At 73.9% G+C, this 11,404-nt stretch carries 9 protein-coding genes and 1 riboswitch; of the genes, 3 read left to right on the plus strand and 6 right to left on the minus strand.

All coding sequences use genetic code 11. The features are described from left to right. The first annotated feature begins 53 nt into the window (after positions 1-53). Both A1QA_RS0109160 and hisG read left to right on the plus strand, forming a co-directional pair. On the plus strand, positions 54-317 hold the full coding sequence (locus A1QA_RS0109160) for a phosphoribosyl-ATP diphosphatase (RefSeq protein WP_017178613.1): 264 nt from the start codon (positions 54-56) through the stop codon (positions 315-317). Positions 318-334: 17 nt separating this feature from the next. Further along, positions 335-1,180 (plus strand): ATP phosphoribosyltransferase, encoded by an 846-nt coding sequence (hisG, locus tag A1QA_RS0109165; protein ID WP_017178614.1) that lies wholly within the window; start codon positions 335-337, stop codon positions 1,178-1,180. A gap of 125 nt (positions 1,181-1,305) precedes the next feature. On the opposite strand, the gene A1QA_RS0109170 is transcribed toward hisG, so the two are convergent. Next, positions 1,306-2,373 carry an ABC transporter substrate-binding protein gene (locus tag A1QA_RS0109170; protein WP_017178615.1) on the minus strand — a complete coding sequence of 356 codons (1,068 nt, stop codon included), beginning with the start codon at positions 2,371-2,373 and terminating at the stop codon, positions 1,306-1,308. A gap of 99 nt (positions 2,374-2,472) precedes the next feature. Then, positions 2,473-3,321 carry an ABC transporter permease gene (locus tag A1QA_RS0109175; RefSeq protein ID WP_017178616.1) on the minus strand — a complete coding sequence of 283 codons (849 nt, stop codon included), beginning with the start codon at positions 3,319-3,321 and terminating at the stop codon, positions 2,473-2,475. 141 nt (positions 3,322-3,462) lie between these two features. Continuing rightward, a riboswitch (FMN riboswitch) is annotated at positions 3,463-3,604 on the minus strand. Between the two features lie 158 nt (positions 3,605-3,762). Between A1QA_RS0109175 and A1QA_RS15970 the strand changes: the two genes are divergently transcribed. Then, positions 3,763-4,503 carry a DMT family transporter gene (locus A1QA_RS15970; RefSeq protein WP_482746695.1) on the plus strand — a complete coding sequence of 247 codons (741 nt, stop codon included), beginning with the start codon at positions 3,763-3,765 and terminating at the stop codon, positions 4,501-4,503. On the opposite strand, the gene A1QA_RS0109185 is transcribed toward A1QA_RS15970, so the two are convergent. The 4 genes from A1QA_RS0109185 to A1QA_RS14175 all read right to left on the minus strand — a co-directional run. Then, entirely contained in the window at positions 4,483-5,076 is a 594-nt protein-coding gene (locus tag A1QA_RS0109185) for an isochorismatase family protein (RefSeq protein ID WP_017178618.1), read from the minus strand. The two genes, A1QA_RS15970 and A1QA_RS0109185, sit on opposite strands and share 21 nt — an antisense overlap. 86 nt (positions 5,077-5,162) lie before the next feature. Continuing rightward, a complete protein-coding gene (locus A1QA_RS0109190; RefSeq protein ID WP_017178619.1) occupies positions 5,163-5,681 on the minus strand; it encodes a holo-ACP synthase in 519 nt (172 codons plus the stop codon). After that, positions 5,674-7,158 carry a sodium/proline symporter PutP gene (putP, locus tag A1QA_RS0109195; RefSeq protein ID WP_017178620.1) on the minus strand — a complete coding sequence of 495 codons (1,485 nt, stop codon included), beginning with the start codon at positions 7,156-7,158 and terminating at the stop codon, positions 5,674-5,676. The genes A1QA_RS0109190 and putP overlap by 8 nt, the downstream gene beginning before the upstream one ends. Positions 7,159-7,334: 176 nt before the next feature. Further along, a partial coding sequence (locus A1QA_RS14175) for a beta-ketoacyl synthase N-terminal-like domain-containing protein (protein WP_043508388.1) occupies positions 7,335-11,404 on the minus strand: 4,070 nt, incomplete at its 5' end.

The following is an 11,404-nucleotide window of genomic DNA, read 5'->3' on the forward strand; positions in this document are numbered from 1 at the left end:
GCGGCGGTGAGACCGGTGCGGGCAGGGCGCCTGGCGTGGGCTAGCCTGGCGCCATGACACGCTTCGAGGACCTTTTCGCGCAGTTGCAGGAGCGGGCCGCCACCCGGCCCGAGGGCTCGGGAACCGTGGCCGAGCTCGACCGCGGCGTCCACTTCATCGGCAAGAAGCTCGTGGAGGAGGCCGCCGAGGCCTGGATGGCCTGCGAGCACGAGTCCGATGAGGCCGCCTGCGAGGAGATCTCGCAGCTCCTCTACCACGCCCAGGTCATGATGATCGCCAAGGGCTACACGCTCGACGACGTCTACGCCTACCTGTGAGCCGGAGGACCACCACCATGCTGCGCATCGCCGTCCCCAACAAGGGCTCCCTGTCCGATCCCGCCATCTCGCTGCTGAGGGAGGCGGGCTACCGCGCGCGCCGCTCCGGTCGCGAGCTGGTCCTCCTCGACGAGGCCAACGAGGTCGAGTTCTTCTTCCTGCGCCCCCGCGACATCGCCGTGTATGTCGGCCAGGGCACGGTCCACGCGGGCATCACGGGCCGCGACCTCCTCCTTGACTCCGGCGTGGACGCCATCGAGCACCTGCCGCTGGACTTCGCCCGCTCGACCTTCCGCTTCGCCGCCCCCGCCGGCACCATGTCCAGCCTGGCCGATATCGCGGGCAAGCGCATCGCCACCTCCTACGACGTGCTCGTGCGCCGCTTCCTGGCCGAGCGCGGCATCGACGCCACCACCGTCCACCTCGACGGCGCCGTGGAGTCCTCGGTGCAGCTGGGCGTCGCCGACCTCATCGCCGACGTCGTCGAGACCGGCACGACGCTGCGCGCGGCCGGCCTGGAGGTCTTCGGCGATCCGATCCTCACCAGCGAGGCGGTCCTCATCACCACCGAGGCCTTCGCCGACGAGGCTGGCCTGGCCACGCTCGTGCGGCGCCTGGAGGGGGTCATGCGGGCGCGCTCCTACGTGCTCATGGACTACGACGTGCCCATGAACCGGCTGCACCTGGCCACCGAGATCACGCCGGGCATCCAGTCCCCCACGGTCTCCCCGCTGCAGAACCCGGACTGGGTGGCGGTGCGCTCCATGGTGCCGCGCGCTGATATGAACCGCCTCATGGACGAGCTCTACGAGGTGGGGGCGCGCGCGATCCTCGTCTCCGAGCTCCTCGCCTGCCGGCTCTGACGGCCTCGACGGGCCTCGGCGGCCCCGGCGGGCTGAGCCCGCCTCTCGCTGGCAACCACCCCGTTCCTCGGGCGCGCTGGATCCCCAGCCCGCGCCCGAGGGCCGGTCTCGTCGTCGCGCGGGCGTCAGGCGGCAAGGAGCGGCTGGCAGACGCCGTCGGCGGTGATCGTGGTGGCGCCGAGGATGCCCTGAGTGCCAAGGAACTCGATCATGGTGGCGGCTTTGCTCGGATCGAGGGCCCCGATGGTGGTGTAGGTTCCCGAGGGCGCGATGAGCTCGGCCGTGGCCACGGCGACGGCGCGGGCCTGCCTGGCCTGGGCGTCGTCGACCAGGTCGGGCACGTACTGGCGGGTGGCGGTCACGGCGGCGTCCGGGTCGGCGACGAAGGCGGCCATGCCGCGCGAGGAGGCCATGACGGCGTCGTTGAGTTCGGCGCGGCGCGCCTCCAGGACGGCCTGGGTGGTCACGAGCGAGGCGCCGATGAGGGGGATGTCGTCGCCGACGGGGATCGTGCGCACGGCCACCCCGGACTCCTTGAGCCCCACGGCGTCGTTGTTGGAGAAGCCGATGATCGCGTCGGGCTTCGAGGTGTCGGAGGCGTCGGACTTGGGCTGGGCCAGCGCGGCCTGCTGGGTGAAGCCGATCTCGAGGATCGTCAGGTCGGACTCGGTCAGGCCGGCGTTCCTCATGGCCACCTGGAGGGCGTACCAGTTCTCCCCCATGCGCCCGGGCAGGCCGACGACCCGTCCCTTGAGGTCCGCCAGCGAGGCGACGGCGGAGTCCTCGCGGGCGATGACGCAGCCCGGGTAACCCTGGTAGTAGCCGCCGATGACGACGAGCGGGGAGCCGTTGGAGGCCGCGACCGCGGCCTCGTCGGCCCCGGCGATGACCATGTGCTCGGTCCCGGCCAGCAGCGCGTCGAAGAGTCCTTCGGAGCCGCCGTGGTGGCGCAGTTCCACGGTCGACTCGTAGTCCTTGTTGGCCAGGGCCATGTAGAAGGGGGCAAACTGGATGTTCGGCGTGTAGGTCAGGCCGATGGTCAGCGCGCCGCCCGCCCCGGGGCCGCCGGAGTTGAGGGCCTGCGAGGCGGTGCCCGACGAGCAGGCGGCGAGGGCGCCAGCGCCGGTGAGGGCGAGGGCGGAGGTCAGGAGGCCCCTGCGGCTCAGGCGGGGGCGGGAGGGCTGGCTGGTCACGGTGTTCTCCTTGTATGGCGCGGTCCGCAGGCGGGCCGCGGGGCGGTGGATCGTGGGCTCGCGGATCGGACGATGGTCGGTGGTCAGAAGGTTGAGTGGTCAGGTGGCGCGCCGCCCGCGCAGGGCGGCGACGGTCCGGCTGCGGTGCTCGGCGGCGAGCAGGAGCCAGTGGACAGTGGTGGCCATGGCGCACAGCAGGGTGATGGTGGCGAACAGGCCAGTGGTGTCGACGGCATCGCGCTGGATGGACAGCAGCTGGCCCATGCCGTCGCCGCCCATGACCATCTCGCCGATGACGGCGCCGGTGATGGACAGGGTGAAGGCGGTGCGCACGCCGGCGAGGATCGCGGGGAGGACCATGGGCGCCTCCATGTGGACGACCATCGTCCAGCCGTGGGCGCCGTCGAGCCGGGCCGCGTCGAGGATGTCGGTGTCCAGGCCGCGCAGGCCCAGCAGGACCGTCACGGTGATCGGGAAGAAGACCATGAAGGCGCACAGGACGACGATCGGCACGGTGCCGTAGCCGATCCACAGGACGAGGAGCGGGGCGATGGCGATCGCGGGGATCGCCTGGCTGGCCGCCACATAGGGCAGGACGGCCCGGCGGAAGAGATCCCAGTGGTGGAGCGTCCAGGCCAGGGGGATCGCGAAAGCGGCCGCGCTGGCGCAGCCCAGGACCGCCTCGCGCAGGGTCACCCAGGCGTAGTCCAGCAGGCCCGCCCTCGTGCTGGCCAGCCACAGGCGCTCCAGGACCCGCAGGGGGTCCGGCAGGAGGATCTGCGGGATAGTTCCGCTGCGGGAGGCGTAGAGCCAGAGCCCGAGGACGACGGCGCCCAGGAGGAGGGCGGGCAGGGGCCCGCGGCGCTCGTCATCGCGCCGTCGCGCTCGCCGCGTGGGGCGCGCCGGGCGCTCGGCGACGTCGGGGCCGGTACTGCTGGCACCAGGCACGTCGGTTCTCCTCCGGGCTCTCCCCCGGGTGTCCCCGGGGCGCTCTCCGGGGTGGTGGGCCAGCGGCGCCCTGGGGCGCGGCTCCCGTGGCGGCTGGCGCGGGAAGCGCCTGCGCGTGGCCGATCCGGGCCTCGCGGCCGCCCCGTGCTTCCTCCCATCCGGACTCTCACCGTCGGTGCCGGAATCCCACCGGCTCAACCGGGCCATCGCGCCCGGCGGGCGGAGGGCTCGGGTCGCGGACTCTCACCGCCGGCTCGGATTTCCACCGACCCCGGAGCACGTTGCTGGGGAAACCCTACCCCGCCGGGGCCCGGCTCGCCGAACCACACGGGCAGGAGCGCCCTCGAGCGGCCGGCCAGGGACCCGGGCGCGCTGGGACGGCGCGGGAGCGGCGAGGGCGGCAAGAGCGCCGCGGCCTGCGCGCTGTGCTGGCGGCGGCTGCTGCGGCTCACCCGCCGGCAGGCGCTCACCGGGATCGGCGTCGGCACGGTCTACGGGCTGGCTCAGATCGCGCAGACAGTGGGCCTGCGCTACACGCCGGCCTCGACGGCTGGCTTCGTCACCGCCCTGTACGTCGTCATCACGCCGATGCTCGCGCTTGTCCTGCTGCGCACGCGCGTGTCCCGGGTGACCTGGGTGGCGGCCGTCCTGGCGCTCGGCGGGGTGAGCGTGCTCAGCCTCGACGGGTTCGCCCTGGGGGCCGGCATCCCCCTGCTCATGGCCTCGGCCTTCCTCTACGCGCTGCATATCGTGCTCCTGGGCTCGCTCGTCCAGGGCCAGGACCCGCTGAGCCTGACGGCGCTGCAGATGCTCGGGATCTGCGCCGTCCTGTGGCCTGCGGCGCTGCCGGGCGGGGTGCGCGTGCCGATGGTGTGGGGCGTGTGGGGCCCGCTGCTGTGGATGGCGCTGGCCTCGGGCCTGCTGGCCCTGCTGCTCCAGACCTGGGCGCAGGCGCGGATGAGCGCGACCCGCGCGGTGGTGGTCATGACCTTCGAGCCGGTCTTCGCCTCCCTGTTTGCGATCCTCGCCGGTCAGGAGCCGATGACGTGGCGGCTGCTGGTGGGCGGCGGCCTGGCCCTGACGGCGATGCTGCTCTCCGAGCTCGGCCCCGTGGTCCGCGCCGAGCGCCTGGCCCGCCGGGGCGGCCAGGAGCAGGCGGCCTCAGCGCCGGGCGCTGGCTGAGTCCAGCGCCTCGACCCCGGCGACGGCGAGCTCGACGAGGGTGGTCGGCGCACCCGCCGCGCTCACCGGCGCGGTGAGGTCGGTGAGCACGCGAGTGGCGTAGCCCAGGGCGGCCGCCTGGAGTGCGGTGGCGCGCACGCAGTAGTCGAGGGCCAGGCCAACGACGTCGACCTCCTCGATGCCGCGCTCGCGCAGCCAGGGGTCGAGGTAGGTCCCGGAGGTGGCGCCGTCGATGCCCTCGAAGCCGGAGTAGGCCGCGGAGTACTGGCCCTTGTAGAAGGCGGTGGCACCGGGCGCGGCGGCGGCGATCTCGGGACGCAGGGCGGCGTCGTCGGTGCCCGCGGCGCCGTGGACGGGCCAGGTGCCCACGAAGTCCGGGGAGGTGGAGAAGTGGTCACCGGGCTGGATGTGCCAGTCCTGGGTCGTGACGATCGCTCTGTAGCGGGCGGCGGCCCCACCGGTGAGCCAGGCGGCGATGCGCTCGGCGACGGCGGTTCCTCCCGCGACGGCAAGGCTGCCGCCCTCGCAGAAGGTGTTCTGCGCGTCGACGATGATGAGGGCCCTGTTCGCCATCGTGGTCTCCTCTCCGGCGATACGTTAAGGCCTAAAGTATCAATTTCCGCGAGCGGGTGACACCTTCTCGCCGCGCGGCGAGGTGGTCAAGCACTGGCCCACAGGACGATGGCGGCGGCCCAGTCGCCGTCGTGGGTGAGGGAGACCGGCCAGTGCTCCGGGGCGGCGGCCCCGGCCCCGAGGCCCGCCTCGACGGCGTCGGCGATCCGGCCGGTCAGGCTGAGCGAGGGGCGGCCCCAGCGGTCGGAGACGAGCTCGATCTCCCGCCAGTCCACGGACTCGGGCGCGATGACCGGCGCGGCGCCGGTGCCACTCCCCCGGCCGCCCCTGTCCCTGGCCACGAGCGCCTGGCTCCAGGCCTTGATGAAGGACTCCTTGGCGGCCCACCTGGCGGCCAGGGGCTCCGCGACCAGGGAGCCGGCGCGATTGGCCCGCCGCTGGGCCTCGCGCAGCTCGCGGGCGGTGAAGGCCCGCTCGGCGAAGACCGTCCCGGGGATCGTCAGCTGGTGGGCCAGGCCCGGCACGTGGACAAGGTCCATGCCGACCGCGCTCACCATGCCGGCGCCAGGCGTCTCGGGCAGCCGGGGGGCGGGGGCGTCAGGCACGGGAGGCTGCGACGGCGCGGGAGAACTCCTCGTCGACGTCGGGATGCGGGGAGCCCAGGCGGGAGACGCCCCAGGCCACGGCGAGGTTCGCCAGGAAGCCGGGGATGATCTCGTACAGGTCGAAGATCCCTCCGGGGCCGCCGTCGACGTTGCCCCAGATGATGACCATGAGCGCGCCCGCGGCCATGCCCGCCACGGCCCCGATGGAGGTCAGGCCGCGCCAGTAGAGGCTCAGCAGGACCGTCGGGCCGAAGGAGGCGCCGAAGCCCGCCCAGGCGAAGGCGACGAGGGCGAGGATCGTGTCGTTCTGCTCCCAGGCCATCACCGCGGCCACAAGGGCGACGACGAGCACCGCGGAGCGCGACATGATGACGAGGTGGCCGCCCGACGGCGGGTTCCTGCGCAGCGCCCGGTAGAGGTCCTCCACGAGGGCGGAGGAGGTGACGAGCAGCTGGGAGGAGACCGTGGACATGATGGCCGCCAGGATCGCGGCGAGCATGAACCCGGCGACGAGCGGGTGGAACATGAGCTGGCCGAGCTCGATGAAGACGGCCTCCGGGTCCGCCAGGCGCGAGGGATCGCGCCCGTACTCGGCCACGCCGACCACCGCGGTGCCGGCCGCGCCGGCCACGGCGAAGAGCATCCAGCCGATGCCGATCCGCCGGCCCTGGACGGCCTCGCGCGGCGAGCGGATCGCCATGAAGCGCACGATGATGTGGGGCTGGCCGAAGTAGCCCAGGCCCCAGGCCAGCGCCGAGACGACGCCGATGGTGGAGACCGACGGACCCCACAGCGCCCAGTAGCTCGAGTCGATCGCGTTGACCCGGTCCACGAGGCTTCCCACGCCGCCGGCCCGCATGATCCCAACGATCGGGACAGCGATGAGCGCGGCGACCATCATGAGGCCCTGGACGAGGTCCGTCCAGGACACGGCGAGGAAGCCGCCCACGAGCGTGTAGAGCACGGTGATCGCGGCGACGAGCGTCATGCCGAGCCGGTAGTCCATGCCGAAGGAGGACTGGAAGAAGACGCCGCCGGCCACCATGCCCGAGGAGACGTACAGGGTGAAGAACACGAGGATGATGAGCCCGGACGCCCAGCGCAGCAGGCGCCTGGGGTCGTGCAGGCGGTTGTCGAGGAAGCTCGGGATGGTGATCGCGTCCCCGGCGACCTCCGTGTAGGCGCGCAGCCTGGGGGCGGTTACCTTCCAGTTGACCCAGGCGCCGATGGTCAGTCCGACGGCGATCCATGCCTCCACGAAGCCCGAGGCGTACAGGGCGCCGGGCAGGCCCATGAGGAGCCAGCCGGACATATCCGCCGCGCCGGCCGACAGGGCGGCGACGAAGGGGTTGAGGTCGCGCCCGCCGAGCATGTAGTCGTCGATGTCATCGGTGCGGGTGTAGGCCCACAGGCCGATCATGATCATCGCGACGAAGTAGATGATCATGGCGATCGCCTGATAGGTGGTCTCGCTCACGGGTGCCTCCAGTCGGTGAGGGGTACCGGGTGATTCTCGTGCGCGCGTCGGCGGCGACGGCGCCGAATCCCGACTCATGAGAAGCGTAGGACCGAAGTCCCTGGGTGTCTAGGAACGAGCACGGGCGCGGGCCCGGCGATCCACCAGGGATCGCCGGGCCCGCGCGCCGGATGGGGTCACTCCCCCGCGTGGTAGACGCCGTCGGCGCCCAGGCGCGCCTCGGGGTCGAGGAGCATGGCGGCCTCGACCTCGTGCGGGTCGCGGTTCTTGCCGGCCTCGCCGAGGCGGCGGCCCTGGACCTGCTCGAAGAGCTCGACGCGGCCGATCATGCCGGCGCGGCGGCGGCGCGTGCCCGCGGCGAGGCGGGCGTTGGCCGAGGCGAGCCAGGCGTCGACGGCCTCCTGGCCGCTGGCCTTGCGCAGCGCGGCCTCGAAGGCGCCGGGGTGGACCAGGGCGATGAGGCCCGAGACGTGCCCGAAGCCGAGCGAGGTCAGCAGGCCCGCGCGCACGGGGCCGGCGCCGGGGACGCGCCCTGAGGCCCCGCCGCGGCCGGCAAGGCGCATCGGCGTGCGCGGCCACACCCAGAAGGCGTCCTTGGCCAGCGGCGCGTCGACGACGTCGAGGGAGGCGTTGCCCGGCGCGATGCCGGTGGCCAGGATCTCGGTGAGCCCGGCGACCTGGAAGACCGCAGCGCCGCCCTTGGCGTGGCCCGTGATGGTCTTCTGGGAGACCGCCACGAGCGGGTTGCCCTCGGAGCGGCCCAGCGCCCGCGCCAGGCGGGTGTGGAGCTCGGACTCGTTGGGGTCGTTGGCGCCGGTGGAGGTGTCGTGCTTGGAGACCAGGGCGATGTCGTCGGCCTCCACGCCGAGGGCGCGCAGGGCGCGCGCCAGGCGCGAGTCCGTGCCGCCGCGGCCCGCGCCCAGGGCCCCGAGGCCCGGTGCCGGGATGGAGGTGTGGGCGCCGTCGGCGTAGGAGGAGACGAAGCCGACCACGCCGGCCACGGGCAGGCCCATGCGGGCCGCCACGGAGGCGCGGGCCAGGATGACCGTGCCGCCGCCCTCGGCCTCGACGAAGCCGCCGCGACGGCGGTCGTTGGCCCGGGAGAAGTGGCGGTCGGAGATGCCCTTGGCGCGCATGGCGGCGGCCTCGGCGGTGGCGCTCATGTTGCCGAAGCCGACGACGGACTCGATGGAGATGTCGTCGATGGCGCCGGCGATGACGACGTCGGCCTTGCCCAGGGCGATCTTGTCCCAGCCCTCCTCGATGGAGACGGCCGCGGTGGCGCAGGCGCTCACGGGCTGGACCATGGATCCGTAGCCGCCGATGTAGGACTGCATGACGTGCGCGGCGACGACGTTGGGCAGGGCCTCCTGGAGGATGTCGCTGGGGCGCTCCTCGCCGAGGAGCCGGCCGACGAACATCTTGCGCATCGACTCCATGCCGCCGAAGCCCGTGCCCTGCGTGGAGGCCACGTCGGAGGGGTGGACGGCGGTGAGGAGCTCGGCGGGGGTGAAGCCGGCGGCGAGGAAGGCCTCGACGGCGGTCACCAGGTTCCAGGAGGCGATGGTGTCCATGCCCTGGACCATGGCGGCGGGGATGCCCCAGCGCTCGGGGTCGAAGTCGACCGGGAACTGGCCGCCCACGGTGCGGCTCAGGGCCGCGCGGCGCGGGACGCGGGCCAGCGAGCCAGCCAGGCGGGTGACGGTCCACTCGCCGGTCTCGGCGTCGGGGGCCACGAGGGTGTGCTCGGGGTCGGAGTCCTCGATGGTGCGGGCGGTGGCCTCGTCGGGCACGCTCAGCGTGATGTCGTGGTCGAGGTAGACGGGGACCTCCTCGTCGGCGATGGTGGCGATGACGCCGTCGTCGACGAACTCGCGGATACCGCAGCGGGCCACGACCTCGTCGCGGTAGCGGGTCCAGATGTCCTCCTCGGGGACGCGCTCGCCGTCGGTGTCGTACCAGCCGGCCTTGGGCGAGTCGTACCAGGTGAGAAGGCCCATGCCCCAGGCGAGCTCGAGGACGCCCGCGGCGGTGAGCTCGACGTCCTCCCCGCCGCTCATGCCCAGCTCGGCCTCGCGGCGGGTGCGCCCCGAGCCCCAGGTGGAGATCTCACCGGTGGAGACGATGACGACCATGTCGTCGAGGTCGGCCTCCACGTCGCCCCACTGGGGGGCGGTGGGCTGGGTGGGCACCACCGGCGAGGGCAGGGCGCGGATCTCGGCGCGCTGCTCGGCCGGGGCCGCCTTGGCGGCCAGGGAGGCGGCGGCGGACTCGCGCAGGGCCACGAGGTCGATGCCATCGCCGAGGCCCCCGGTGAGGTCCGCCTCGACGGGGCGCTCGGCCGCGCGGGCGCGGGTGGCGGTGTCGCACAGGCCCATGAGCTCGGCGGCCATCTCCTCGGTGGACCAGGTGCGCACCCCGGCGGCCTCGACGGCGTCGACCAGCGGGTCGTTGCCGCCCATGAGGCCGGTGCCGCGGACCCATCCGATGCGCGGGTGGGCCAGGGTGACCCGCCCGGACCAGGCCGACTCCGAGGACCAGCGGTTGACAATCGCGTCGAGCGCGGCCTTGACCTCGCCGTAGGCGCCGTCGCCGCCGAAGGTGCCGCGGTTCGGGGAGCCGGGCAGGACGACGTGCAGGCGGTGGTCGACATGCGTGTCGGTGCCGATGGCGCTCAGCGCCGCGATGGACCGCTCGACGCTCCACAGCAGGAGGCGGGTCTGGGACTCGGCCTCCGGGCCGGCGTCGGCCAGCGTCCCCATGACGCGCGGGGCGGCGAAGGGGAACAGGAGGGTCGGGACGAGGGCCTCCTTGACGACGGTGGTCTTGCCGCCGGCGGTGACGGCCTGCTCGTGGCCGATCCAGTCGGCCAGGGCGTCGACGTCGCGGTAGGAGGCGAGATTGGCGGGCACGATCCACAGGCGGGCGCCGGCGGAGGCGTGCTCGCGGTACAGGCGCGTGGCGAAGGCCAGGCGCTCGTGGCTCAGGCGCGACGAGGTGGCGACGACGGTCGCGCCGCCGGCGAGGATCTCGCCGGTGACGGCCGCGGCGATGGAGCCGGGGGCCACGCCGGTGACCACGGCGACGTCGTCGGCCCAGCGGGTGGCGGCGTCGCCCGGGGCCGCGGCGGCGCGGGCGGCGGAGGCCAGTGAGGCGGCGAGGGCAGCGCGCTCCTCGCGGTCGGCGAGCTCGCCGGCGCGCAGGGTCCGCGACCACCAGTCGGCCTGGTCGGCGACCGCCTGGCCCAGGCCAGTGAAGGCCTCGGGGCGCAGGACGCGGCGGGCGGTGTCGAGGTCGAGCTCGCCGTTGCCCAGGCGGGCCAGGTCCTCGCGGGCGGTGGCCCAGCGGTCGTCGATGAGGACGGCGCGGGCGGGCTCGAAGGCCGGGGTGACGGACTTGACCCAGCCGGAGCCGAGCTCGGCGTCGATCGCCGCGAGGGCGGCGCGGGTGGCGGCCGCCTCGTCGTCGGCGTCCGCGGGGATCGTCACCTTCTCGGACAGGCCGAGGGCGTCGAGGATGGTGCGGGCGGTCGAGGCCAGGACACCGGACTCACCAGTGACGGTCGCCGCGAAGGCGTCCAGGGCGGCGGAGTCGACCACCGCTCCCCCGGCGCCGCCGGCGGCCGAGGGCTTGGCCACGCTCACGCCGTGGGCGCCGGCGACCGCCTGGACGGCGGAGTCGATGAGGGCGTCGACGGCGCTGGCGCTGGTCAGCGGGGCGGAGGAACCGAGGCTGGCCAGGTCCTCGCCGCGCATGGAGGCGCCCTCGCGGGTGCCCAGCATGAGCTCGGCGGTGACGTGGGAGACCCAGCCGTCGCCGAGGCCCCACGTGCCCTTGACCCGCTCGCCCACGCGCGTGGCGCGCACGCCGGAGGGGCCGAGGATGCGGCCCAGGCCCGTGCGAATGGCGTCGGACAGGACCGGCCCGAAGGCCTTGTAGCCGGGGGCCCCCTTGGCGACGGTGGCGGCCAGGGCCGTCATGTCGGCGTCAGCGGCGCCGTCGATGCTGGCGAGCTGGAGCTCGGTGCCCAGGTCCATGAGGAGCTGGTTGCGCCGGGAGGAGACGCCGTTGGTGAGGGTCTCGGTGGTGTCGGTGGCGCCGATCTGCTCGGGGCGGATCCGCGAGGCGTGGGCCAGGAGGACCGTCAGGGCGTCGGTGGCGCCGAAGGGCAGGTCGTCCACCGGGCCGCTGGCCGCCGGGGCGCTCTGGGCGGGCGCCGCCTCGGGGGCCGGGGCGGGGGCGGCCT

Source organism: Actinomyces timonensis DSM 23838, assembly GCF_000295095.1.
Lineage (GTDB): Bacteria > Actinomycetota > Actinomycetes > Actinomycetales > Actinomycetaceae > Actinomyces > Actinomyces timonensis.